At 72.7% G+C, this 24,145-nt stretch carries 25 protein-coding genes; 7 read left to right on the top strand and 18 right to left on the bottom strand.

Features of this window, described 5'->3' with window-relative positions:
• Positions 1-6 precede the first annotated feature (6 nt).
• The 4 genes from AB0K00_RS13000 to AB0K00_RS12985 form a co-directional block, all read right to left on the bottom strand.
• Positions 7-1,068, bottom strand: a complete 1,062-nt coding sequence (locus AB0K00_RS13000) for an ABC transporter permease (RefSeq protein WP_363519532.1) — start codon at positions 1,066-1,068, stop codon at positions 7-9.
• A complete protein-coding gene (locus AB0K00_RS12995; protein WP_363519529.1) occupies positions 1,065-2,000 on the bottom strand; it encodes an ABC transporter ATP-binding protein in 936 nt (311 codons plus the stop codon). The genes AB0K00_RS13000 and AB0K00_RS12995 overlap by 4 nt, the downstream gene beginning before the upstream one ends.
• Entirely contained in the window at positions 1,997-2,401 is a 405-nt protein-coding gene (locus AB0K00_RS12990; protein ID WP_363519526.1) for a GntR family transcriptional regulator, read from the bottom strand. Before AB0K00_RS12990 ends, AB0K00_RS12995 begins: the two co-directional genes overlap by 4 nt.
• Before the next feature lie 81 nt (positions 2,402-2,482).
• Entirely contained in the window at positions 2,483-3,169 is a 687-nt protein-coding gene (locus tag AB0K00_RS12985; RefSeq protein ID WP_363519523.1) for a TetR/AcrR family transcriptional regulator, read from the bottom strand.
• A gap of 110 nt (positions 3,170-3,279) precedes the next feature.
• On the opposite strand from AB0K00_RS12985, the gene AB0K00_RS12980 reads away from it, so the two are divergent.
• The gene (locus AB0K00_RS12980) at positions 3,280-4,236 is read left to right on the top strand and encodes an NAD-dependent epimerase (RefSeq protein ID WP_363519520.1); all 957 of its coding nucleotides are present in this window, start codon (positions 3,280-3,282) and stop codon (positions 4,234-4,236) included.
• Here AB0K00_RS12980 and glpX read toward each other — a convergent pair.
• Complete coding sequence (gene glpX, locus AB0K00_RS12975) at positions 4,158-5,198, bottom strand: class II fructose-bisphosphatase (RefSeq protein WP_363519517.1); 1,041 nt, start codon at positions 5,196-5,198, stop codon at positions 4,158-4,160. The two genes, AB0K00_RS12980 and glpX, sit on opposite strands and share 79 nt — an antisense overlap.
• A 128-nt stretch (positions 5,199-5,326) precedes the next feature.
• Here glpX and AB0K00_RS12970 point away from each other — a divergent pair, with 128 nt between their 5' ends.
• Entirely contained in the window at positions 5,327-5,866 is a 540-nt protein-coding gene (locus AB0K00_RS12970) for a DUF4245 domain-containing protein (RefSeq protein ID WP_363519515.1), read from the top strand.
• A gap of 206 nt (positions 5,867-6,072) precedes the next feature.
• Here AB0K00_RS12970 and AB0K00_RS12965 read toward each other — a convergent pair whose 3' ends face one another.
• From AB0K00_RS12965 to AB0K00_RS12945, 5 genes are read right to left on the bottom strand one after another with little or no spacing between them, the layout of a single operon-like run.
• Entirely contained in the window at positions 6,073-6,255 is a 183-nt protein-coding gene (locus tag AB0K00_RS12965) for an exodeoxyribonuclease VII small subunit (protein WP_363519512.1), read from the bottom strand.
• Positions 6,252-6,998, bottom strand: coding sequence for a GNAT family N-acetyltransferase (locus AB0K00_RS12960; protein WP_363519509.1), 747 nt, complete (start codon positions 6,996-6,998; stop codon positions 6,252-6,254). The genes AB0K00_RS12965 and AB0K00_RS12960 overlap by 4 nt, the downstream gene beginning before the upstream one ends.
• A 1-nt stretch (position 6,999) precedes the next feature.
• Positions 7,000-8,355 carry an exodeoxyribonuclease VII large subunit gene (gene xseA / locus AB0K00_RS12955; RefSeq protein ID WP_363519507.1) on the bottom strand — a complete coding sequence of 452 codons (1,356 nt, stop codon included), beginning with the start codon at positions 8,353-8,355 and terminating at the stop codon, positions 7,000-7,002.
• Between the two features lie 10 nt (positions 8,356-8,365).
• Complete coding sequence (locus AB0K00_RS12950; protein ID WP_363519504.1) at positions 8,366-9,007, bottom strand: response regulator transcription factor; 642 nt, start codon at positions 9,005-9,007, stop codon at positions 8,366-8,368.
• Positions 8,995-10,230 (bottom strand): sensor domain-containing protein, encoded by a 1,236-nt coding sequence (locus AB0K00_RS12945; protein WP_363519501.1) that lies wholly within the window; start codon positions 10,228-10,230, stop codon positions 8,995-8,997. The genes AB0K00_RS12950 and AB0K00_RS12945 overlap by 13 nt, the downstream gene beginning before the upstream one ends.
• Positions 10,231-10,340: 110 nt before the next feature.
• On the opposite strand from AB0K00_RS12945, the gene AB0K00_RS12940 reads away from it, so the two are divergent.
• Positions 10,341-11,084 carry an ABC transporter ATP-binding protein gene (locus AB0K00_RS12940; protein ID WP_363519498.1) on the top strand — a complete coding sequence of 248 codons (744 nt, stop codon included), beginning with the start codon at positions 10,341-10,343 and terminating at the stop codon, positions 11,082-11,084.
• Here the strand turns inward: AB0K00_RS12940 and AB0K00_RS12935 are convergent.
• Both AB0K00_RS12935 and AB0K00_RS12930 read right to left on the bottom strand, forming a co-directional pair.
• Entirely contained in the window at positions 11,079-11,423 is a 345-nt protein-coding gene (locus AB0K00_RS12935; protein ID WP_363519495.1) for a hypothetical protein, read from the bottom strand. The genes AB0K00_RS12940 and AB0K00_RS12935 overlap by 6 nt on opposite strands.
• Positions 11,424-11,459: 36 nt before the next feature.
• Positions 11,460-11,681 carry a hypothetical protein gene (locus AB0K00_RS12930; protein ID WP_363519492.1) on the bottom strand — a complete coding sequence of 74 codons (222 nt, stop codon included), beginning with the start codon at positions 11,679-11,681 and terminating at the stop codon, positions 11,460-11,462.
• 146 nt (positions 11,682-11,827) lie between these two features.
• On the opposite strand from AB0K00_RS12930, the gene AB0K00_RS12925 reads away from it, so the two are divergent.
• Both AB0K00_RS12925 and AB0K00_RS12920 read left to right on the top strand, forming a co-directional pair.
• A complete protein-coding gene (locus AB0K00_RS12925) occupies positions 11,828-13,471 on the top strand; it encodes an ABC transporter permease (protein ID WP_363519489.1) in 1,644 nt (547 codons plus the stop codon).
• Positions 13,468-14,460: a 4-hydroxy-3-methylbut-2-enyl diphosphate reductase gene (locus AB0K00_RS12920; protein WP_363519486.1), complete on the top strand. Its 993-nt coding sequence runs from the start codon at positions 13,468-13,470 to the stop codon at positions 14,458-14,460. Before AB0K00_RS12925 ends, AB0K00_RS12920 begins: the two co-directional genes overlap by 4 nt.
• 71 nt (positions 14,461-14,531) lie before the next feature.
• On the opposite strand, the gene AB0K00_RS12915 is transcribed toward AB0K00_RS12920, so the two are convergent.
• Both AB0K00_RS12915 and AB0K00_RS12910 read right to left on the bottom strand, forming a co-directional pair.
• Positions 14,532-14,921 (bottom strand): hypothetical protein, encoded by a 390-nt coding sequence (locus AB0K00_RS12915; protein ID WP_363519483.1) that lies wholly within the window; start codon positions 14,919-14,921, stop codon positions 14,532-14,534.
• A gap of 1,571 nt (positions 14,922-16,492) precedes the next feature.
• Entirely contained in the window at positions 16,493-17,689 is a 1,197-nt protein-coding gene (locus tag AB0K00_RS12910; RefSeq protein WP_363519481.1) for a DNA recombination protein RmuC, read from the bottom strand.
• 39 nt (positions 17,690-17,728) lie between these two features.
• Between AB0K00_RS12910 and AB0K00_RS12905 the strand changes: the two genes are divergently transcribed.
• Positions 17,729-18,493: a hypothetical protein gene (locus AB0K00_RS12905; protein ID WP_363519479.1), complete on the top strand. Its 765-nt coding sequence runs from the start codon at positions 17,729-17,731 to the stop codon at positions 18,491-18,493.
• 29 nt (positions 18,494-18,522) lie between these two features.
• On the opposite strand, the gene AB0K00_RS12900 is transcribed toward AB0K00_RS12905, so the two are convergent.
• The 3 genes from AB0K00_RS12900 to AB0K00_RS12890 all read right to left on the bottom strand — a co-directional run bounded on the left by AB0K00_RS12900 (position 18,523) and on the right by AB0K00_RS12890 (position 22,501).
• Entirely contained in the window at positions 18,523-20,463 is a 1,941-nt protein-coding gene (locus AB0K00_RS12900) for a tetratricopeptide repeat protein (protein WP_363519477.1), read from the bottom strand.
• 155 nt (positions 20,464-20,618) lie between these two features.
• A complete protein-coding gene (locus AB0K00_RS12895) occupies positions 20,619-21,104 on the bottom strand; it encodes a methylated-DNA--[protein]-cysteine S-methyltransferase (protein WP_363519474.1) in 486 nt (161 codons plus the stop codon).
• Positions 21,104-22,501 carry an AlkA N-terminal domain-containing protein gene (locus AB0K00_RS12890; protein WP_363519471.1) on the bottom strand — a complete coding sequence of 466 codons (1,398 nt, stop codon included), beginning with the start codon at positions 22,499-22,501 and terminating at the stop codon, positions 21,104-21,106. The genes AB0K00_RS12895 and AB0K00_RS12890 overlap by 1 nt, the downstream gene beginning before the upstream one ends.
• A gap of 192 nt (positions 22,502-22,693) precedes the next feature.
• On the opposite strand from AB0K00_RS12890, the gene AB0K00_RS12885 reads away from it, so the two are divergent.
• Positions 22,694-23,254: a hypothetical protein gene (locus tag AB0K00_RS12885; protein WP_363519469.1), complete on the top strand. Its 561-nt coding sequence runs from the start codon at positions 22,694-22,696 to the stop codon at positions 23,252-23,254.
• A gap of 66 nt (positions 23,255-23,320) precedes the next feature.
• Here AB0K00_RS12885 and AB0K00_RS12880 read toward each other — a convergent pair whose 3' ends face one another.
• Complete coding sequence (locus tag AB0K00_RS12880) at positions 23,321-24,133, bottom strand: AAC(3) family N-acetyltransferase (protein WP_363519467.1); 813 nt, start codon at positions 24,131-24,133, stop codon at positions 23,321-23,323.
• Between the last annotated feature and the right edge of the window lie 12 nt (positions 24,134-24,145).

Here is a 24,145-nt window from a genome sequence, read left to right as displayed (position 1 = left end):
GCTGTGCTATCCGGCGCTCAGGTTGGTACGGCGCACGACCAGCCAGACCGTGAGCAGCGCTACCGCGGCGAGGGTCAGGTAGCCGGTGCCGACGATCAGGTGGAACTCGGGGATCCGGTCGGCCGGCTGATACTCCACGTAGCTGGTGAAATGGTTGTCACCGAGGCAGGTGAACAGGGTGTCGGGGTCGGTGCCGCAGACGCGGCGCAGTTCGGCGTAGTCGAGCTCGTGCCCGGACGGGTCGATCACGTTCGTGCGCTGGCCGGGGCCGAAGTTGACGCGGTCGCCGTTGACGGCCAGGAAGTTCGGGCCCCAGACCCGGTCGTCCGCGAGCTTGAAGGGCCGGTGGTAGGACAGGGGCTTCATGAGGGTCGGGTACCGGAACTGCAGGTACACCAGCAGGCCGACGAAGCCGGCGATGACGCCGAACACGGCGGGGAGCGTGCGCCGGAGGGCGGCCCCGAGCGCGACGCCGACCGCGAACCAGCAGAGGCTGATCGCGACCGGGAGCATCCCGGTGTTCAGGAACGGCTCGTAGTGGAACAGGTTCCCGGGGCTGACGTTGGTCTCGACGTGCTCCAGGTGGTCGATGGCGCCGGCGACGGCCGCGGTCACGGCGGTCACGAACAGCCCGAGCAGGCCGAGCCTGGTCCACAGCCAGCGCGCCGGGGAGACGTCCTGGCTCCAGGCCAGCAGCAGGGTCCGCTGCTCGTGCTCCCGGGACAGCACCGGGACACCGAGGAACATGCCGACCAGCAGCGGCATGTACTGCACCAGCCGCTCCACGTAGCTGGACTGCTGGAACAGGCCGAAGGGTCGGGCGCCGAGCCGCAGGTCCTGTGGGGAGTTGTCCGGGCACGGCATGTTGTGGCACTGGTGCCACAGGTCCGTCATCTCGGTGGACAGGTACGTCATCCAGCCGACCAGGACGGCGGCCAGGAGGAGCGTGCCGACGAGGGCCCAGCGGTGCTGGCGCCAGGTCAGCCAGAGCCGGCTGGAGAAGCCCCCGCCGGGGCGCGGGCCGTCCGGCCGGTCCGCGGTGGCCGGTGCGTCGATGGCCAGGCTCATGCTGCCGCCTCCAGGTCCCGGTGGGTCTCGGCCGACGCCTTGCGCGCCGACGCCTTGAGGTAGGTCAGGATCAGTTCGTCCAGGGTGAGGGGCTGGGCCGTCCATCCGGGCGCGACGATCGCCGGCGCGGCCGGTCCGGCGGGCTGCCGGACGACGAACGTGGACTGCCGGTCGGTGTGCTGCGCCTGGACGATCGTGCCCGGGCCCGGCGGCAGGTCCGCGCGCGGCCCGGTGAGCCGCAGGTGGCTGTCGAGCAGCTCGTCGACGTCGCCGGTCAGCACGGGGCGGCCCGCGTCGAGCAGCAGCAGGTGGTCGCCGACGCCGCTGAGCTCGGCCACGATGTGGGTCGACAGCATCACGGTCATGTCGCCGTCGGCGGCCTCGGCCATGAGCTCGCCGGTCACCTCGGTGCGGGCCACCGGGTCGAGATTGGCGAGGGGCTCGTCCAGCAGCAGCACCGCCGGGCGGGAGCCCAGGGCGACCGCGAGCGCGACCTGGGCCCGCTGCCCGCCGGACAGCCGGCCGCAGCGGCGGTCCAGCGGGATGTCGAAGCGCTCCAGCCAGGACAGCGCCCGCCGCTGGTCCCACACCCGGTTGGTGGCGTGCCCGAAGCGCAGCATGTCGGTGACGCTGAAGTCCCGGTACAGCGGCTTGTCCTGGGCCAGGATCGCGACCCGGCTCCCGGCCGGCCCGCCCCCGTTCGCGGACCTGCCCTTCACCACCGGGTGGCCGTTGACCAGCAGCGTGCCGGCGCTGGCCGGCAGCATGCCGCTGATGATGCTCATCAGCGTCGACTTGCCCGCGCCGTTGGCCCCGACCAGCGCGATGATGCGGTTGGCGGGTAGCTGGAAGTCGCAGTCGCGCAGCGCCCACACGGACCCGTAGCGCCGGCTCACGGACCGGGCCTCGATCGCGATCGCCTCGTCGGTCATGCCGCACCTTCCTGCGCCCGGCGGGCCGAGTTCTCCACGATCACGGAGGCGAACAGCGCCTCGACGTCCTCGGTCTCCAGACCTGCCTCGCGGGCCTGGTCGAGCCACCGGGCCAGGCCGTGGCGGAGGCGGGCCATGACGTGCGGGTCGGCGCCGCCGAGTGTGCCGCTGACGAACGTGCCCGCCCCCTGCCGCGCCTCCACCAGGCCGGACAGCTCCAGCTCCCGGTAGGCCTTCAGCACCGTGCTCGGGTTGACCGTGCACGAGGTCACGACGCTGCGCACTGTGGGCAACTGGTCCCCGGGGTGCAGCAGGCCCATCCGCAGCCCTTCGCGCACCTGCCGGATCAGCTGTGCGTACGCCGGCACGCTGCTGGACTTGTCGACATGGAAGTTGATCACGCCCGGTGTCCTCCGCTCCCCGTCACCAGATTGTGTTGGTAGAGTAGAACACCAGTCAACCAGCATGACAAGGGGTGGGCGTCAGATGCCCACGAACCTGGCCTGGGCCCGCATCTGGTAGGCGAAGAACTCGTCGCGGTGCTCCACGACGGCGTTGAGCTGCCCGAACAGCTCGAAGCTCACCATGCCGAACAGCGTGACCCAGGCCGACAGTGCGCGGGCGGTCACGGCGTCGGGCACGTCCGGCGCGATCACGGCGCCGGCCCGCCGCACGTCCTCGACCACCTCGGCGGGCGGCACCTCCGCCGGGTCGTGCCGGACCCGCCGGGTCACGGCCGCGTCCTGGATGATCGTGCCCAGCACGGTGACCGCCCTGGTCGCCGCGGCCACGGTGTCCGGCGGTGCCTTGTAGCCGGGGACCGGGCTGCCGTAGATCAGCGCGTACTCGTGCGGCCGCTGCAGGGCCCACCCCCGCACCGCATCGCAGACCGCCATCCAGCGGCCGGTGAGGTCGTCCCGGCCGACCGCGCGCTCCCGGTCCTCGACCGTCTGGCCGAGGGAGTTGTACGCATCGAGGATCAGCGCCGTCAGCAGCTCGTCCCGGCTGGCGAAGTACCGGTAGATCGCCGACGAGACGACCCCGAGGTCGCGGGCCACCGCCCGCAGCGACAGGTTGGCCCCGTCGGTGGCCAGGTGCTGCCGGGCGATCGTCTTGATCTCTTCGGTCATCTCCGCGCGGACGCGGGCCCGGATGTTGGTCGCCTTCATGCCGTACATGGTCGCATGCTCACATGCGAGAGCACTGCTCTTGAATTGCCGCACGACTCATGCTCTACTGAGAGAGCAGTGCTCTCGCATTCGTCGCTCAGGAGGCAGTCATGCAGGTCATCGTCGGCGCCGGCTCGGTCGGCACCATCATCGCTGGACGGCTCGCGGCGGCCGGTGAGCCCGTCAAGCTCGTCAGCCGCTCCGGCGGCGGGCCGGTCCACCCGCTGATCGAGCGGGTCTCCGCCGACGCCTCCGACGCGGCCGCGCTGCGCCGCGTCGCGGCCGGTGCGAGCGTCATCTACAACTGCGTCAACCCGCAGTACTACGCCTGGGAGACCGACTGGCCGCCGATCAACCGGGCGCTGATCGGCGCCGCCGCCGCGAACGACGCAGTCCTCGCCATCACCGGCAACCTGTACGGCTACGGCCACGGTCCCTTCGGCCCGGACCGGCCGATGACCGAGGACACGCCCCTGGCCGCGACCAGCCGCAAGGGGCGCGTCCGGGTCGCGATGTGGCGGGAGGCCCTCGCCGCCGGCATCCGCACCTTCGAGGCCCGCGCGTCGGACTACATCAGCCCGACGTCGTCGATCATCGAGATGGCGCTGCCGTCGCTGCGGGCCGGCCGGACCGCCTGGCTGCCCGGTGCCCTGGACACGCCGCACAGCTACACGTACATCGGCGACGTCGCGCAGACCCTGATCACCCTGGCGGGTGACGAGCGGGCGTGGGGCAAGGCGTGGCACGTGCCCTCGCCGCCGCCGATGACGGGCCGGTCACTGCTGCACACCGTGGCCCGCGTTGGCGGCCTGCCCGCCCCGCGCCTGCGCTCCTATCCGCTGCCCGCGGTGTGGGCCGCCGGGCTCTTCGACAAGTTCGCCAAGGAGTTCCGCGAGGTCCGCTACCAGCACGTCAAGCCGTTCGTGCTGGACTCCTCGCGGGTCACCGCGACGTTCGGGCTGACCCACACGCCGGTCGACGAGGCCGTTCAGGCGGTGCTCGGCAGCGCCCCCTCGGGCTCGATGGCCAGCGGCGGCAGGGTGCCGTCGAAGTCGACCAGCGAGTAGGCGCGCAGCTTCTCCAGGCGGTGGAACGAGTCGATCACCCGGATCGTGCCCGAGCGGGACCGCATCACGATCGACTGCGTCTCCGCCCCGCCCCTGCGGTAACGGACGCCCTTCAACAGGTCGCCGCTGGTCACGCCGGTCGCGCAGAAGAACATGTTGTCACCGCTGACCAGGTCGTCGGTGTGCAGCACGCGACCGAGATCGTGGCCGGCGGCGATCGCCTTGGCCCGCTCGGCGTCGTCCTGCGGCCACAGCTTCGCCTGGATCGCGCCACCCATGCATTTCAACGCCACCGCGGCGACGATGCCCTCCGGCGTGCCGCCGACGCCCATCAGCACGTCGGTCTCCGAGCCTTCCCGGGCGGCGCTGATCGCCCCGGCGATGTCGCCGTCGGAGATGAACCGGATCCGTGCCCCGGTCCCTCGGACCTGCTGGATGAGCTGCTTGTGCCGGGGCCGGTCCAGGATGCAGACCGTGACGTCGGACACGCTGGACCGCTTCACCCGAGCGATCCGCCGCAGGTTCTCCTCCACGCCGGCGTTGATGTCGATCACGTCCGCGTAGTCCGGCCCGACGGCCAGTTTCTCCATGTAGAACACAGCGCTCGGGTCGAACATCGCCCCGCGCTCGGCGACGGCGAGCACCGCGACGGCGTTGGGCATCCCCTTGCTCATCAGCGTGGTGCCGTCGACCGGGTCGACGGCCACGTCGACCGCCGGGCCGGTGCCGTCGCCGACCAGCTCGCCGTTGTACAGCATCGGCGCGTTGTCCTTCTCACCCTCGCCGATCACCACGACGCCCTGCATCGGCACCGAGTTGATCAGCAGGCGCATCGCGTCGACGGCCGCACCGTCGCCGCCGTTCTTGTCGCCCCGGCCGACCCACCGCCCGGCGGCCATCGCCGCCGCCTCCGTGACTCGTACCAGGTCGAGGGCCAGGTTCCGATCCATCTCACGACTCATGTGTGCTCTCCTCGCGCGGCGTTGCGTGGGCGGGCGGGCCACCTGTCATCGTGGCAGGCCGGCGTGTTCCGCGTCGCTACGGTCCGGGCGGTTGTGGCATCTTCCATCCGATGGTTCACGATGGTGGGGTGGAAACCGCCGCACCTGCTCCTGCTCCCACGCCTGCCGCCGAGCGTGCCGGCCGGCGTCCCCGCGACATGGCGCTGTCGATGCTGGTGCTGCTGGTGCCGGTGTTCCTGCTCGTCGGCTTCTACCGGTTCCTCGGCCACGAGGACCCGCCGGCCGTCGACACCACCGAGGTGTACGGGTCGGTCCAGCGGGCCGGCCAGTTCACCCCGCTCACGCCGACCGACCTGCCGCAGGGCTGGCGGATCGCCTCCGCGACCTTCACCGACGGTGTCCTGCGCTTGGGCGTGACCGCCCCTTCCGACGGCGCGATGCAGGTCGTCCAGAGCGCCCAGCCCGCGGCCACGCTGGTCCCGTCGATCGTCGGCACGGGCGGCGCACCCGGCGCGCCGGTCTCCGTCAACGGCGCCGAGTGGCAGCGCCACGACGACGGCCGGCCGGGCGAGCGTGCCCTGATCCAGTCCACCACCGGCCGCACCGTGATCATCTTCGGCCGTGCGACGGACTCCCAGCTGCAGCGGCTGGCCAGCTCCCTGCGCTGAGCACCCCGCCCGTCGCGGGTCTGTCGCGGCCGCAGGTCGCGTCGCGGCCGTTCACGGCCGCGGGCTTGTCGCGGCCGTCAGGTCGCGGCCGCGCAACTGTCCGCGGCGGTGGCAGGGAGGCCGTTCACGGCCGACCGGTGGCTGACGGGAGCGGCGGGCCGCGCCCACGGCGGACCGGAGCAGGAACCAGCGGTGCGGTCCGGGCGTCAGGCGCGGTCGGCGGTGAGGCGGGCGCGGGCGTTGTCGAGCCACTGCTGGCAGATGACGGCGAGCTGCTCGCCACGTTCCCATAGGGCCAGGGACTCCTCCAGCGTGGTGCCGCCGGACTCGAGCTTCTCCACGACCGTGGCGAGCTCGGCTCGGGCCTGCTCGTAGGACAGGTCGGTCACGAGGTCTCCTTCGTCAGGAAGAGCACGGAGTCGGTGCGCCGATAGCCGACCCGGGCGTAGACGCGTTCCTGGGCGTCGCCGGCGGGGGTCAGGTAGACGAGGCCGGCGCCGGCGGCGTGGGCGGCCCGGGTCAGGTGCAGGGTGATGGCGCCACCGATGCCGCGCCGTTCGAACGTGGGGCGCACGGCGATGCCGGCCACCTCGCTGATGCCGTCCTTGACCGCGATGGCGGCACCGCCGCCGACGGGCTCGCCGTCGAAGGTGCGGGCGAAGACCTGGATGTTGTCCCCGCCGCGGGCCTTGGCGAGGTGCTCCTCGGAGGGCGGCGGCTCGCCGAACGCCTCGTGCTGCGCGGACAGCAGGCCGAGCAGGTCGTCGTCGCCGGCGGGGGTGACGAGCTCGATGCCGTCGGGGAGGGGCTGGTCGATGTCGGCGCCGGGCGGGCACTCCATCAGCGGGAGCCGGTCGGTGACGGTGAAGCCGGCCGCGACGAGCGCGGGTTCGACGAGCGGGGCGAGGCCGGGCAGGTACTCCAGCCGTGGCGTCCGCGACCGGCTGGTGAACGCGGCCTCCAGCGCGGCGATGTCGTCGGGGGTCGGGTCGGCGCCGGCGGCAGGGATCGCGTAGTTGATGTAGACGAGGGGGTCGTGGGCGCTGATGGTCACCGTGAACGGGCCGGCCTGCACCACCTCCCGGCCCCTGCTGGCGCTGGCGAGCATGTAGTCCTGAATGCGCTGGGTCACGTCACTCCTGGGAGACGGCGGCTGGGTCGGCGGATCGCTTGGGGGCGGCCCGCTTGGCGGCCCGCTTGGGGGTCGCGGGAGCCGGGCCATCGGCGGCGGCCGGTGGCGCGGCTGGGTCGGGGTCGACGGCGGGGTCGACGGTGGGGTCGGGGTCGACGGTGGCGGTGAGGTCGCCCTCGGCGAGCCGGATGCGGACCGGGTCGCCGGCGGTGACGTCGCCGGCGGCGCGGACCACGGCGCCGTCGGCACGCTGGACGATCGCGTAGCCGCGCTGGAGGGTGGCCGCGGGGGAGAGGGTCCGCAGCCGGGCGAGGGTGTGCGCGAGCTCGGTGCCGGCCCGGTCGAGGCGGTGGCTCAGGTTGCGGGCGGCCCGGTCGCGCAGCTGGGTCACGTCCGCCGCCCGGTTGTCGATCATGCTCAGCGGTCGGGCGATCGACGGGCGGGAGCGGATCGCGTCGAGGCGGTGCTGCTCGCGGTCCAGCAGCGTGCGCAGCGCGCGGTCGAGGCGCTGCTTGGCCTGGCCGATGAGGCGGAACTCGTCGGCGAGGTCCGGCACGATGCGCTTCGCGGCGTCGGTGGGGGTGGAGGCGCGCACGTCGGCGACGAAGTCGACCAGCGGGATGTCGGTCTCGTGGCCGACGGCGGACACGACCGGGGTCCGGCACGCGAACACGGCCCGGCACAGCGCCTCGTCGGAGAACGGCAGCAGGTCCTCGGTCGAGCCGCCGCCACGGGCCAGGACGATGACGTCGACGGTCTCGTCGCGGTCGAGGACGGCCAGGGCGTCGATGATCTGCGGGACCGCCGACGTGCCCTGCACGGCGACGTTGATGACCCGGAACTCGACGGTCGGCCAGCGGCGCCGGGCGTTGGTCAGTACGTCCCGCTCGGCGGCGCTGGCCCGGCCGGTGATCAGGCCCACCTTGCTCGGCAGGAACGGCAGCCGCCGCTTGCGGGCCCGGTCGAACAAGCCCTCGGCGGCGAGGAGCTTCTTGAGCTGTTCCAGGCGGGCGAGCAGCTCGCCGAGGCCGACCTGGCGGATCTCGTCGGCGCGCAGGCTCAGCGAGCCGCGGGCGGCGTAGAACTCGGGTTTCGCGTGCACGACGATGCGGGCGCCGTCGTTGAGGTTGGGCGCGCCGAGGTCGACGACGTCACGGCTGGTGGTGACGGTCAGGCTCAGGTCGGCGGACGGGTCGCGCAGCGTCAGGAAGACGGTGTTGGTGCCGGGGCGGCGGGTGATCTGCGCGACCTGGCCGTCGACCCAGATCCAGCCGAGCTTGCCGATCCAGGCGCCGATCTTCTGCGAGACCACCCGGACGGGCCACGGTTCGTCCGACGAAGAACTGGGAGTGGTCACCCGCAACACCTTAACCGCGCAGGTACGCCAGAACCGCCCGCACCCTGCGGTGGTCGTCCTCGTCGGGTGGCAGGTCGAGCTTCGCCAGCAGACTGTTGATGTGCTTGGACACCGCCGCCTCCGACACGACGAGCGCCCGGGCGATCGCGGCGTTGGAGCGACCCTCGGCCATCAGGGCCAGCACGTCACGCTCCCGGGGGGTGAGCCGCTGCAGCGGGTCGCGGCGGCGGCCCAGCAGCTGCATCACCACCTCCGGGTCGACGACGGTGTGCCCGGCCGCGACCCGGTCGACGGCGTCGACGAACTCGGTCACGTCACCGATGCGATCCTTCAGCAGGTAACCGACGTATCCGTTCCGCCCGCAGTCGAGCAGCTCGGCGGCGTACGTCTGCTCCACGTACTGGCTGAGCACCAGCACCGGCAGCAGCGGGTCTTCGGCCCGCAACGCGATCGCCGCCTGCAACCCCTCGTCGGTGAACGCCGGCGGCATTCGCACGTCGGTGACGACCAGGTCGGGGCGCGCGGTCCGGACCGCGTCGACGAGCTCGCCGGCCGTGCCGACGGCGGCGACCACCTCATGGCCGAAGCGTCGCAGCAGGCCGGCGATCCCTTCCCGGATGAGAATCCCGTCCTCGGCGATCACGACCCGCACGGCAGCTCCACGTGGACCACCGTAGGCCCCCCACGCGGGCTCGCGAGCGCCACGGTCCCGCCGACCGCGGCGACCCGGTCGACCAGCCCCGCGAGGCCGGTGCCGCGGGCCGGGTCGGCGCCGCCCTGCCCGTCGTCGCGGACCTGCACGGTGAGCCGGTCGAACGCGACCGACGCGACGACCCTGGCCCGCCCCGCGCCGCTGTGCTTGGCGACGTTGGCGAGGGCCTCGACGACGACGAAGTACGCGGTCACCTCCACCGCCGGCGGCAGCCGGGCCGGCAGGGCGATGTCGACGTCGACGGCCAGCGGCGCCCGGTCCGACACCTCCCTGACCGCCGCGGCGAGTCCCCGGTCCGTCAGGATTTTCGGGTGTACGCCCCGGATCAGCTCCCGAAGCTCCGCGAGCGCCTCCTTGGCCAGCTCGTGCGCGCGGCGCACTGGGTCGGCGGCGGGCGACCCGTCCGGCAGCTCCAGCCGGGCCAGGCCCAGCTGCATGCTCAGCGCGACCAGGCGCTGCTGCGCGCCGTCGTGCAGGTCGCGCTCGATCCGGCGGCGCTCGACCTCGAACGCGTCGACGAGCCGGGCCCGGGACCGGGTCAGCTCGACCAGCTGCGGGTCGTCGTCGGCCCGGGGCGCGAGGATCGACCGGGTCATCGCCGCGCGGGCCGCCGCCCATGCCGTCACCGGGTACAGCGCGACCACCCCGAGGATGGCCCCGGCGGCGCTGCCGGTCAGCGTGAGCGACAGCGACTCGTCCTGGATGTAGAGCGGGCCGCACAGCAGCGCCGTCACGGCCCAGACCGTGACGGCGACCACCATCAGGTCCAGCCACGCCAGGATCGACGTGAGCACGATCGTGTAGCCCAGCTCCCGCCAGGTCGCCTGCTCCCGCAGCCGGGTCCGCACCCAGGCCCGCAGCCCGGGGACGGGCACGGGACGGTGCTGGTCGGGCAGCGCGACGGTGTCGACGAGGCGCAGCCGCCACCGCTCGATCCGCGCGACCGCGATCCCGGACAGCGCGAACGCCAGCAGCGCCGCGATACCGACCACGGCCAGGGCGAACACCACGCCGAACAGCATCAGGCCGACCAGCGCCGCCCCGGTGCCGATGCCCAGGACCGCGCCGCTGCCCAGGTACAGCAGCGACCGCCACGGCCACGACGAGGTCAGGAACTTCGCCGGTGGCAGCGTCAGCGACTCCAACGCGGATCGGACCTGCATCACGGTGACGCTACCGACCCGTCGGCCCGGGCACGGTAAGGCTGGCGTTACCTTCGACTGTCGGCGCAGCGCGACTGTGCCGGGCGCCGCGAACCGGTTGGCTCGACGCCGTGACGACGACATTGCACACCCGCCAGGCCGTCGAGCTGCACGGGGTGACCCGCCGGTACGGCACCGGCGAGCAGACCGTGACCGCGCTCGACCGGGTCTCCGTCGGGTTCGCGCCCGCCAGCTTCACCGCCGTGATGGGGCCGTCCGGCTCCGGCAAGTCCACCCTGCTGCACTGCGCCGCCGGCCTCGACCGGGTCAGCGAGGGCCGCGTCCTCATCGACGGGGTCGAGCTCGGCCCGCTGCGGGAGAAGGCCCGCACCCGGCTGCGGCGCGACCGGATCGGCTTCGTGTTCCAGGCGTTCAACCTCGTCGGCGCGCTCACCGCGGCGCAGAACGTGGAGCTGCCGCTGCGCCTCGCCGGCCGCCGGGCCGCGGCCGGGCAGGTCGACGCGATGCTCGCCGAGGTCGGCCTGGCCGACCGGGCCGGGCACCGGCCGAGCGAGCTGTCCGGCGGCCAGCAGCAGCGGGTCGCGATCGCCCGGGCCCTCGCGACCAGGCCCGTGGTGGTGTTCGCCGACGAGCCGACCGGCGCGCTGGACGCGTCCGCGTCGCGGGAGGTGCTGCGGCTGCTGCGGGCCGCCGTCGACCGGCACGCCCAGACCGTCGTCATGGTCACCCACGATCCCCTCGCCGCCGCGTACGCCGACCGGGTCCTCTTCCTGGCCGACGGCGCGATCGTCGAGGATCTGCACGAGCCGCGCGGCGCCGAGCAGATCGCGACCCGGATGGCGGTGCTGTCATGAGCGGTCCGGAGCGCAGCGGGGGAGCCGCTCATCATGGGCGCGGTCCGGGGTCAGGCCGGCGCCGGAGCGCAGCGGAGGTGGCGGCATGACCTTCGCCTCCATCCGGCACCGGTGGGCCGGGTTCCTGGGCACGTTCGCGGCGCTGCTGCTCGGCGTCGCCGTCATCTCCGGCAGCCTCACCCTGTGGGCCGCCGCGCAGCCGCGCGTCCCCGACGCCCTCGCCGCGACCGACGCGGTGATCGCCTCGCCCGCGTTCCAGCCCGCCGACGGCGGCTTCCCGGTGTACCGGCCGTGGTCGCCGGACGAGGTCGCCTCGCTCCTCGCCCGGATCTCGGCCACGCCCGGCGTGCGGTCCGCGGTCCCGGTGCGGACGTTCTACGTGCAGCGCCTGGTCGACGGGCAGCCGGTCGGTGACCCCTCCGACGCGGTCCACAGTGGATCGGCGTGGTCGTCGGCCGGGCTCGGGGGGTACACCATCCGCGACGGGAACCCGCCCAGCGGTCCGGGCCAGGTCGTGGTGCCGTCCTCGGCCGGCGTCCCGGTCGGCGCCGCGCTGCCCGTGCTCACCGCCGCCGGCCCCACGAGCTGGACGGTCACCGGGGTGTCCGACAGCGCCGGCTTCTATGTCGACGACGCCACTGCCGTTTCGCTGGCGGGTGGTGTACGGGTGATCGGCGTCCTTGGGGACCGTGCCGCGCTGTCCCGCCTCGACGTCGGACCGCTGGGATCGGTGCTCACCGGCGATGCGCGGTCGGCGGTCGAGCCGGGAACAGGACACCCGGACCCGGTGGATCGGCGCGCAGCTCATCATCGCCACGGTCTTCGTCGGCGGGTTCGTCGCGGTGTTCGTGGTGTCCTCGACGTGCGCGTTCGCCGTCACGTCCCGCCGGCGCGAGCTCGGCCTGCTGCGCGCCGTCGGCGCCACCCCCGGGCAGGTGCGCCGGCTGCTGCTCACCGAGATCGCGCTGGTCGCCCTGCTCGCCGGCGTCCCGGGTGCCGCGCTCGGCGCGCTCGCCGCGCCGCTGCTGGCCGGGCCGTTCGTGGCCGTCGGCCTGGAGCCGGCCGGGTTCACCGTCGGCGTGTCCTGGTGGGCGCTCGGCGTCTCGGTCCTGGCCGGCCTCGTCGTCGGCGCGGCCGGGGTGTGGCTGTCCGCGCGCCGCGCCGGCCGGGTGTCCCCTCTCGACGCGCTGCGCGACGCGGCCGTCGAGCGGCGCCCCATGACCCGCACCCGGTGGTGCTTCGGTGTGCTCGGCGTCCTCGCCGGCGGCGGCCTCGCGCTGCTCCTGCCCGGCGCGACGGCCGAGGACAAGCCGACGATCGTCCTGCTCTCGGCGATGATCCTGCTCGTCGCGGCGGCGCTGCTCGCGCCGGTCCTGGTCGCGCCCCTGGTCCGCCTGGTGCCGGCTGGCCGGGGCGCCACCGGCCTGCTGGTGCGCGGCGCGGCGGCGGTCGCGGCGCGGCGGCTCGCGTCGATCGCGGCGCCGGTGCTCGCCGCGGTCGGCTTCGCGGTCCTGCTGGTCGGCACGTTCCAGACCGGTTCGGAGGCAGTCAACATCGAGGACACGGCGGCGATCCCGGCGGTGTCCGTGGCGGCCGGTTCCGCCTCGGTACCGGGACTGTCCGAGGCCGCCGTGCAGGCGCAGCAGGGCTCGTCGTCGCTGCCGACCGTGGTGTACCTGCCGTCCGGTGAACCCTTGGACGCGGTCAGTGGCCCTTCGTTCTCCGTGCCTGCCACGCTCGGGTTCCAGGTGGGTGAGGTGGTGCCGCTGCGGTTCGCCGACGGCACCGTGGTTTCGCTGACCGTTGCCTCGGTTTCTCCGGTTTCCTCCGATTTGACCCTTCCGCGCGACCTGGTGCGCCGCCACGACCCCACCGCGTTGACGCCGGTCGTGCACCTTTCGGGGGCGTTCGTGCCGTCGCCGGGTGCTGCCTCGATGAACGCTCGCGCCTACGTCGAACGGGAGGCCGCCGCCGAGAACGACCTGGTCGACCTGTTCCTGGCGGTGCTGCTCGGCATCTCCGTCGGGTACACCGCCCTGGCGGTGGCCAACACGGTGCTCATGGCCACGTACGCCCGCCGCCAGGAGCTGATCACCCTGCACCGCACCGGCGCGACCGCCGCGCAGACCATGCGTGTGGTGGTCGTCGAGTCACTCCTCGCGGTCGCGCTCGGCGTGCTGCTGGGGCTGGCGGTGGCCGTGCCCGCGCTGTTCGAGGCAAGGGCCGGCCTGCAGGACGAGATCGGCGCCCCTGTGACCCTTGTCATGCCCTGGTCGACCCTGGCGTTCGTGGCGGGCGGTTGCGCGCTGCTCGCGGCGTTTGCCTCGTCGCTGCCGTTTCTGCGGCGGGGGATGTTGTCAGGGGGTGCACGTACCATGGCGGGGTGACTGGTTCGAAGCGCGTCCTGCTTGCCAAGCCCCGCGGCTACTGCGCCGGCGTCGACCGTGCGGTCCAGACGGTCGAGGAGGCGCTGAAGCTCTACGGCGCACCGATCTATGTCCGCAAGGAGATCGTGCACAACAAGCACGTCGTCGGCACGCTGCAGTCGAAGGGCGCGATCTTCGTCGAGGAGAACGAGGAGGTGCCCGAGGGCGCCACCGTCGTCTTCTCCGCCCACGGCGTCGCCCCCGAGGTCCACGAGCAGGCCGCCGCCCGCTCGCTCAGGGCCATCGACGCGACCTGCCCACTGGTCACCAAGGTCCACCAGGAGGCCCGCCGGTTCGCCGCCGAGGACTATGACATCCTGCTCATCGGTCACGAAGGGCACGAAGAGGTCATCGGCACGGCCGGCGAGGCCCCCGCCCACATCCAGCTGGTCGACGGCCCCGCCGGCGTCGACAAGGTCACCGTCCGCGACCCGTCCAAGGTGGTCTGGCTCTCCCAGACCACGCTCTCGGTCGACGAGACCCTGGAGACGGTCGCCCGCCTCAAGACCAAGCTGCCCCTGCTGATGTCCCCGCCCAGCGACGACATCTGCTATGCCACGTCCAACCGCCAGGACGCCGTCAAGGCCATGGCCCCCGAGTGCGACGTCGTCCTGGTCGTCGGCTCGCAGAATTCATCCAACTCGCAGCGCCTCCGCGAGGTCGCCGTCGACGCGGGCGCAAAGGCCGGCTATCTCATCGACTACGCCAGCGAGATCCAGGACGAGTGGCTCGCCGGCGCCACCACCGTCGGCGTCACCTCCGGCGCCTCGGTCCCGGAGGAGCTGGTCATGGAGGTCCTCGACTTCCTGGCCGCCCGTGACTTCACCGACGTCGCCGAGATCACCACGGCCCAGGAGAAGCTCGTGTTCTCCCTGCCCCAGGAGCTCAAGCGCGACATGAAGGCCAGCGCCGCCGCCCGCGCCGCCGAGGTCGCCAAGTCCCTGTCGTAGCGCTTTCCGGGCCTGTTCGGGTTCGTTCGGTTCGTCCTGGTTCGTTCGGGTTCGTTTGGGTTCGTTTGGTCTCAGCGGGCGGTTGCGATCACGCTGACCGGCGGGTCGCCGTGCGTGTAGAGCGTGTCCACGACGATCTTCAGGCCCGGGTTTGCTCTGACCCGGTCATAGGCCCGGACCCTGATCCGGTCCCGGTCGAAGTCGATGCGCGCCCTGTCGTTCGGCTGGTACCGCACCCAGGTCTCCTCCCCGATCATCGGCCCCGCCGTCCCGCGCAACTTGACCTTGATCGACGCCAGAAACGGCGCCGCCCCATCGGGAAACACCTGAACCCCCACCGTGTAGTTCGCCGCCCGCGTCTGCCCGTGCTTGTCGACGTTCTGCAGGCCGAAGTCGACGTGGGCGATCTCCCCGCGAGCGGTGACCGCGTTGGCGCCGGGCTTCCGGCCGAATCCGAACATGCCCGGGACGCTAGCCCCCTACCCACCACTCCGCGATCATCTGCCCGACACTGCCCCCAACCTCCCGCTGCCAGGGGTTCGGATGGCGATCTTCGCCGCCGGTTGGGTCGGAGCCTGAGAATGCCGTCCTAGGGCCGAGTGCGCGAAAGTACGAAAGTCGAGACCCGAGAGTGACCGAATAGGTCAAGACTGAATTCGCTTCGCACCCAAACGCAGCGCCTGAGTCGAGCGCTGGGGTGGTGTCGGTGCTCGTCGCTGTGATCGCGGGTCGGTGGGCCTCGCACCCGGTGAAGTTCCGTGATGACAGTGAAGTAATCAGCATCGGTGATGGACCGGGGCGTAGCGCACGCCAGACGCCCGATCTCTCGACGCAAGATCGCGTCCGCCACGCAACCTGGATGCCGGACGCCCTGCGACCAGACCGCGCCGTGCAGGGCGCTGCCTATGCGAGCGGCGCGCCTACTCGGTCGCTCCAGGTTCCGTGATCATGGCCGGGGCGGCACGGCGGCAGGGCGGCAGGGCGGCAGGGCGGCAGGGCGGCAGGGCGGCAGGGCGGCAGGGCGGGGGATGCGGGTCCCGGGCGAGTGCCGGCCCTGGATCGGCAGAGTGCGATTGTCAGGGCGGTCGCGCTGATTCGGTGCCACTGCATTGGTGTTGAGCTGTGGCGGGGGGCGGTTCGGGAGCTTGATGGTCCGGGAGGTCGAGCCACCTGAATGCTCAAGAGCCGGTTGTCGGGTGTTCGCGATCAGGGCAGTCTCTCGGTGTGGGCGCGAACAGCGTCGTGGCCAGGGACGCTGGCGCCGGATGTCGCATTGCCGTCGACGGCAATGGGGCGGGGATTGATCCTGCCGTGCTGCTGGGGGCGGGAGCGGGTCAGTGGAATGGGTCCGGGGTGGGTTGCGCGGTGGGTGGGTCTTCGTGGAGGGCGGCGAGTAGCACCTCGTATTCGGACTTGAGAGGCCGCTGTCTGGCGCATTGCGCTCGCCGTGCGCGGCTTGCCGTGCGGGGCTTGCCGTGCAGGGCTTGCCGTGCGGGCGGGGCCGGTTGCTTGCGGTGGTTGGGTTGCGGGGTGGGTGGTCAGGTGGGTGGGTTGCGCGGTGGGTGAGTCTTCGCGGAGGGCGGCGAGCAGCACCTCGTATTCGGACTCGAGAGGCCGCTGTCTGGCGCATTGCGCTTGCCGTGCCGCGCCGGCCCGCCGTGCCGTGCCGGCCCGCCGTGCCATGCCGAGCTCGCCGTGCCGTGTCGGGCTCTGCCGGTCGGGGCGGGGTCGGTTGGTTGCGGCGAGTGGGTTGTGGGGTGGGTGGTTAGGTGGTGGGTCTTCGTGGAGGGCGGCGAGCAGCACCTCGTATTCGGACTCGAGAGGCCGCTGTCTGGCGCATTGCGCTTGCCGTGCCGGGCTTGCCGTGCCGGGCTTGCCGTGTCGGGCCGCCGTGCCGTGCCGGGCTCGCTGTGCCGTGTCGGGCCGCCGTGTCGGCCCGCTGTGCCGTGTGCCGGGCTTGCCGTGCTGTGTCGGGCTCTGCCGGTCGGGGCGGGGTCGGTTGGTTGCGGCGGGTGGGTTGTGGGGTGGGCGGTCAGGTGGGTGGGTCTTCGCGGAGGGCGGCGAGCAGCACCTCGTATTCGGACTCGAGGGGTTCCTGGGACTGCAGGTGGCGCGGGGTCAGCTCGACCTGGGGTGGGGTCGGGAGGGCGTCGGCACTGATGCCGAGTTCGGCTAGGCGGCGGGCGCTGACCAGGACGCGGGCCTCGAGGGAGCCGACGGCCTTGTTGTACGACGAGACCGCCGTGCCCAGGGCGGTGCCGACCTTCGCGAAGTGGTCGCCCATGGTGGTGAGGCGGGCGTAGAGCTCGCGGCCGGTCTGGTGGACGGCAAGGGCGTTGTGGGCGAGGGACTCCTGTCGCCAGGCGTAGGCGATGGTCCGCAGCAGGGCGACCAGGGTGGCCGGGGTGGCGAGGACGACGTTGCGGGTGAAGGCGTGCTCGAGCAGGGTCGGGTCGTGCTGGAGGGCGGCGTCCAGGAACGTGTCGGCGGGCATGAAGAGCACGACGAACTCCGGCGTGGGCTCGAACGCGGCCCAGTAGGACTTGGCGGCGAGGGCGTCGACGTGGCCGCGGAGGTGTTTCGCGTGCTGGGTCAGGTGGGCGGTGCGGCCGGCCTCGTCGCGGGCCTCCATCGCGCTGAGATAACCCTCGAACGGGGCCTTCGCGTCGACGACCACCTGGCGGCCGCCGTGCAGGCGCACGACGAGGTCGGGGCGCACGATGCCGCTGTCGGTGGTGGCGGTGACCTGCTCGTCGAAGTCGCAGTGCTCCAGCATGCCGGCGGCCTCGACGATGCGGCGCAGCTGGTGCTCGCCCCAGCGGCCGCGGATCTGTGGGGCGCGCAGGGCGGAGACGAGCTGGCGGGTCTCGGTGCGCAGCTCGCCGGAGACGTCGTGCATGGCGCGGACCTGTTCGCGGAGCGACTCATAGGCGCCGACCCGGTCGCGCTCCAGGTCGGCGACGCGTCGCTCATAGCGCAGCAGCGCGTCGTGCAGCGGGGAGACGGCGTCGGCGACGGCGTCCTGGGTCTGGGCGCGGGCCTCGTAGGTGAGGGAGCGCAGGGACGACTCGAGCCGGGCCTCACCGTCGCGGGTCGCCTGCAGGGTCGCCTCCAGCTTGGCCACATCGACGGCCGCCCGCGACCGCGCGGCGAACCAGCCGAGCGCGGTGCCGGCGGCGAGGCCGATGAGGAGGCCGAGGATCAGGAGGAGTTCCACGGGTATCAGCATGCACGAGGGGTGTGACAGAAAATGGGTACCGTCGAAGCCATGGGAACCTGGATCGTCCTCATCGTGCTCGTGCTGGCCGTGGTGGCAGTCGGCGCAGTGGTCGTCTCGACACGCAGGAAGCGCGAGCTCTCCGACGCCCGCGAGGACGCCTTGCGCTGGTACGAGCGGCTCGGCGGCCAGGTGATGAACCTCTCCGGCGACGCACCCGCGGTCCGGCAGGCGCTCGCCGATGCCGGGGAGCGCTACACCGCCGCCGGCGCGCAGCTGGAGCGCTCGACGTCGGTGAAGCAGTACGAACTCGTCCGGGAGACGGCGCTGGAAGGGCTCGCGTACGCGCGGGCGGCCCGGGTGGCGCTCGGCATCGACCCGGGCCCGGACCTGCCGCCGCTCGCCGGGGCCCGCGCCGGGCAGCTCACCAGGGAGCGCGAGGTCGACGTGCAGGGGCACCGCTTCCGGGCCGGACCGCAGCCGGGGGACGCCACGCCGTACTACTACCCGGGCGGGCAGGTCGCCGGGCGGGGCGTGCCGGCGGGCTGGTATTCGGAGCCGTGGTGGAAGACGGCACTGGTCGCCGGCGCATGGGGGGTCGGCTCGCTGCTGGTGTTCGACGCGCTGTTCAGCCCGTCATGGGGCGACTCCGGCTACGACGCGGGCTACAACGCCGGCTTCGACCAGGGCTACGACGAAGGCACCGACGCCGACCAGAGCGGCGACGGTGGAGATCCCGGAGATGGCGGGGACGGCGGAGACACAGGCGACGCAGGATTCGGAGACGCCGGCGGTGACTTCGGAGGCGACTTCTAGAAAAGGGGCGACTCCTAGAAAGGCAGGCGTCAGTACCGGCTGCCCTGCGCCCCTCGCGCCGCCCGCTCTGCGAGCGCCAGGTCCGACGCCGCCGCCCGCGCGAACGGGCTGCTCGCCCCCAGCAGCTGCGCGTACACCGACTGCGCCGCCCGGTACTCGGTCACGGCCTCGTCCAGGCGCCCCAGATCATGCAGGACGCTCGCCAGCCGGTGCCGGGACACGGCAGTGTCCAGATGCACCGGCCCCAGCAGGTGCAGCCGGCTGCCCAGCACCGCCCGGTGCTCCGACTCGGCCTCCGGCAGCCGACCCGCGTGGTGCAGCGCCGAGGCGAGGAGGCTGCGGCTCATCAGCGTGTCGCGGTGTTCGGGGCCGAGCAGCCGGGCCCGGGCCCGCATGACCGTACTGTGCTCGTCGATCGCCCGGTCGAGCTCGCCCATGTCCTGGTACACCTTGGCGAGGTTGCTCCGGCTGATCAGCGTCTCCTGGTGGTTACTGCCGAGCACCCTGGTCCGCGCCTCGAGGACCCGCTGGTGCTCGCCCTCGGAGCGGGTCAGGTCGCCGAGCTGGTGGTAGATCGTGGCGAGGTGGCTGCGGCTGGTCAGCGTGTCGGGGTGGTCCTCGCCGAGGATGCGCATCCGGGCGGTGAGGACCTCGTCGCACTCGACCAGCGCCTCGGCCAGCCGGTCAAGGTCGCGCAGCACGGTGGCGTGCTGGTCGCGGGCCGTGAGCGTGTCGGGGTGGTCCCAGCCGAGGGCGTGCGCGCGGGCGTCGACGATCTCGCCGTACGCGTCCTTCGCCTCCTGCAACTGGCCGCGCCAGTGCAGGTCGGTCGCCCGCTGCCAGGTCGCCGAGTCGTCGTAGACGCGCGGGGCGGGGGAGGGGCGGCGGCGCGGCTCCGGCGTCGGCCACTCGATCGGGTCGGGCTCGGGCTCCGGTTCGGGCCTGGCGTGCTGCAGCTCGCGCTGCGCCGGGATCGAGGTCGTGGCGGGTCCGAAGACGGGCGCGGCGGCACCGAAGGCGGGCCCGGGCGCCGGCGGCCGCATCACCGGCGGCCGCGGCGGCGCGGGCGGGGGCGGGGCGGGCTGGCGGGGCGGCTCGGGACGGGACGGGATGCGCACGGACTGCTGCGGTTCGAAGATCTCGTCGTCCACGTACGGGTCGGGCTCCGGCTCGAACGAGTCCGGCGAGAACCGTTCGGGCACGAACCGGTCCGCGGGCACGGTCGGGGCCGGCCCGTTGGCGGCGGGCGACAGCACGACCTCGGGCACGTCGATCGGCGATTCGAGGCCGCGGCGGCGCAGTTCGCGCTTGAGGGAGACGATCGCGTCGGAGATGCCGTCGCTGTGGTCGCCGATCCGCCACGCGACGGCGATCACCGGCCGGTCCAGGGCGATGCTCAGCTGCCGCACCGAGCTCAGGATCGAGTCGTCGGGCGAGGCGTTGACGATGACCAGCGCGGCCTGGAACGCGGCGGTCTGGCCGACCAGCAGCGCCTGGTAGGTGCTCTGCATGCGGGCGATGGAGAAGCCGGTGCCGGCCCGGATGTCGACGATGATGTGCGACTCGGACATCGCGATCGGGCCGAGGAAGTAGCCGAAGACGGGCTGGAGTTTCTGCCCTTCGCGCCCGGCCGCCTCATACAGCGCGGCGTTCGCCGCCTCGTGATACGCAATCGCCTGCGGGGCATGACCGCGGATGAGCTGCACGAAGCGGTCGTAGGCACCCTCGGCGTCGCCGTCGAGCTGGGCCTTGCCGGCGGAGGCGAGCCGCTCCTCCCGGTCGGCGGAGCGGACCACGATCGTGCCCCCGGACAGGCCCGCGAGCCCGACCAGGACGCCGGCCGCCACGAGGGCGGCGGCGCCTGCGGTGCTGCGGAACTGCATCGTGGTGAGCACGCCCAGCGCGACCAGGGCCAGCCCGACGAACACGACGGTGAATCGGGTCTGGCTACTCCATCGTCCGCCAGTCATCGGTCCTCTTCTACGCGATGTTCGCGATGATGCAAGCCCGCAGCAACGAAAAAGATCCGCAGCGTGACAAGAATCCTCCCACGAATGAACCAGTCCACGGTAGATCGCGTCCGTGAACCCCGCCATTCATGTAGTGGGGAATGTAAAACTGTCAATTACGCGACAGAACGCTCGTGGGCGAGCAGCCACTGCTTGACGGGCAGTCCCCAGCGGAAGCCGCCGAGCGTCCCGTCGGTGCGCAGTACGCGGTGGCACGGCACGAACAGGGCGGCCGCGTTGCGGGCGCAGGCCTGCGCCGCCGCGCGGATCGCCGGCGGCCGACCGGCCAGCGACGCGAACTCCCGGTATGTCACCGGGGTTCCGGCGGGCACGGTGCGGAGCACGTCCCAGGCGTGCGTCAGGAACTCCCCGCCGCCACGCTGGGCCACCGGCACGGCGTCGATCGCGTGCAGGTCACCGTCCATGTAGGACAGCGCCGCCTTGCTCGCGTCGCCGACGTCCGGGACCTCGCGCAGGGACGCCACGTCGACAAAGGGCGCCAGCCCGGCAATCGAGGTGAAGCCGCTGGCCAGTACCGCACCGTCGCCGTCAACGACGATCGTCAATGGTCCCGCGGGCGTGGAAGTGGTCGAGTACAACATCAGAAACTCCTCCAGAGTCGGATCACGGCGTAGGAACGCCAGGGCCGCCAGCGCTCTGCGTGCGCGGCCAGTGAACGAGGGTCGTCGGGCAGGCCGAGGGCGCGCGCGCCGCGCAGCACCCCCAGGTCCGTGGGCAGGAACGCGTCGGGGTCGCCGAGGGCGCGCATCGCCGTGTACTGGGCCGTCCAGTCGCCGATGCCGGGCACCTCCTTGAGCCGGTCGGTGGTCTCGTCGCGGTCGCCGCTGCCGTCCAGGTACAGCTCACCGGAGGCGACCGCGGAGGCCAGCGCGCGCAACGTGCGCCGTCGCGCGACCGGCATCGCGAACGCTTCGTCCGGCAGCTCGAGCAGCTCCTCAGCGGTCGGGAAGGTCGCACCGGTGACCAGCTTGCGCAGCACGGACCGGGCGGCCGCGACCGAGATCTGCTGCCCGACCACCGCGCGCACGGCGATCTCGAAGCCGTCGGTGGCGCGCGGCACCCGTACCCCGGCCTCCTTCAACACCATCGGCGCCAGGAACGTGTCCTCACCCAGCACGGCGTCGACGGCCGCAGGGTCGGCGTCCAGATCGAACAGCCGCCGGCAGCGGGCCACCGCGGGCGCCAGGTCGCGCAGGTCTGCCAGGCGCAGCGTGGCCGCGACGTGACCGTCACCGGGCCGCAGGACGACCGTCCCGGCACCGTGTGGCAGGCGGAGGTTGCGCTGGTACGAGTCGCCCTCCCGCCCGTCGATACCGTCGATCGCCCGGTCACCGAGGAACGACAGCAGCGCCTCGGCGTGCAGCGGCGCGCGGAACGGCAGCCGTACCGACACCACCCCCGGGTCCTGTTCCGGCTGCGTGCGCCGCACCCGCAGGTCCGACGGCGTGCGGCCGTAGATCTCCCGGATCGTGTCGTTGAACTGGCGGACGCTGCCGAACCCGGCCGCGAACGCGATCTCGGCGAGGCCGAGGCGGGTCGTCTCGATCAGCACCCGGGCCGTCTGCGCGCGCTGCGCCCTCGCGAGCGCGAGCGGGCCGGCGCCGACCTCCGAGGTCAGCATCCGGTGCAGGTGGCGTTCGGTGTACCCGAGCCGCCCGGCCAGCCCCGGCACGCCGCCGCGGTCGACGACCCCGTCGGCGATCAGGCGCATCGCCCGGCCGACCACGTCGCCGCGCACATCCCAGGCCGGCGAGCCCGGCGCCGCGTCCGGCCGGCAGCGCAGGCAGGCCCGGAACCCCTCCCGCTGCGCCGCCGCCGCGGTCGGCAGGAAGCGCACGTTCTCCGCCTTCGGCACGATCGCCGGGCACGACGGCCGGCAATAGATCCTCGTCGACTTGACCGCCGTGACGAAGACCCCGTCGAACCGCGCGTCGCGGCTGGTCGCCGCCCTGCGGCAGGTATCGAAGTCCAGTTCCATGCCTCCTATCCTGCCTCGCAGGTCGGCCCCTCGGCTGGCGGCTTTCGGACCTGGGTGTCGAGGCGTCGGCGGCGGTGTCCGGTTCCTGACCGCCCGCTGGCACGTTTGCGGGATTCAGCCGATCGGAGGGTTGTCTAAGTTGGTCTCACCAGCGAGAAACAAACGGCCCCCAGCCGAGATGGAGATAGCCCCATGAGTGAGTACGACACCGACGCGACCGCCGGCACCGGCGAAGCCGACTACGCCGACCAGGGCGCCGACGCAGGCTACGGCGAGTCCGAGATCATCACGCTGCAGGGCCAGGACGGCTCGACGATCTACGCCGTCGACGTCGACCACGACGGTGACGCCGAGGCCGCCGGCTACGACAAGGACAACGACGGCCAGCTCGAGGAGATCGCGCTCGACACCGACAACGACGGCACCCTCGAGACCAGGATGGTCGACCTGGACGGCGACGGCACGTTCGACGCCGTGCTCACCGACACCGACGGCGACGGGGTCACCGACGTCGCGGCCCTGGACGCCAACGGCGACGGCATCGTCGACCGCGTGGTCGCCGACACCGACGGCGACGGCCTCATCGACACCGACGTCAAGGACACGGACTTCGACGGCGTCGCGGACTCCGTCTCCCAGGACACCGACGCGGACGGCGACAGCGACGTGACCGTCACCGACACCGACGGCGACGGGACGTTCGAGACGGTCCGTTACGACGACCCGACCACCAACCCGCTCGCGCAGGCCTGACCTCGCACCGCGTCGCACGGATCGAGCCCGGCAGACCCGATCAGGGGGTCGGCCGGGCTCGCCCGTTCACTGCTGGTGGCGGCGCGACAGCCACGTCGCGCCGAAGTCGACCAGCGCCCGCTGGCGCATCAGCCGCGCCGTGCCCGACCCGACCGGCCCGACCCGCTCCAGCCCCGTGATCGCCGCGAAATCCTTGCCGAGCGGCTCGAACAGCGACGTGTCGTCGGCCAGCTCCACGTATTCGACCCAGCGCCGCTCGCCGTCGACCAGTATTGGCGAGCCCTGCCGCAGCTGCGTCTTCGGCCCGGCCGCGCGGTACTCCGCGAGGTGCAGCGACGTGTTGTTGTCGTGCCCGACGCCCAGCAGCAGCACCCAGGCGTCCGCCTCGTAGAGCCGCGCGAGCGGGGAACCCTCGCCGAGCCCGTTGTCCAGCGTGTGACCCGCGACGATGCGCTCGGCGTCCGGCCCGCACGCGGCGAACGACACCGTCGGATGCGTGCTGCGCAGTACACCCGGAAAATGGCGGAAACATTCGACGACGGCACCCATGAAATAGGTCGGCGTGGTCCGTGGATCGAAGGCCGGGGTCTCGGCTCGGATGACGTCCCACCAGGACTGCGGCACCGCCGGGTTGCCCCAGTCGGCCGGCTCGGTGAGCTGCCGCGAATGCGTCGGCATGACCAGCGTGCCGCCGGCGCCGACCGCCTCCAGCAGCGCGGTCACGACCGCCTGCGCGCCGCCGGCGACCCAGCCGAGCTGCGACAGCGACGCGTGGGCGATGACGGTCGCGCCGGTCGGCAGGCCCAGGGTGGCCAGCTGCGCGACCATGCCGCGGACGGTGCCCGGCACGGCCGCCCTGGCGACGGCGTCCTCCTCCACAACGGGCACTCT

It is taken from the genome of Dactylosporangium sp. NPDC049525, from assembly GCF_040676755.1.
GTDB lineage: Bacteria > Actinomycetota > Actinomycetes > Mycobacteriales > Micromonosporaceae > Dactylosporangium.
Note: the sequence above shows the minus strand (reverse complement) of the source record. Positions and strands in the feature narration are given on the sequence as shown.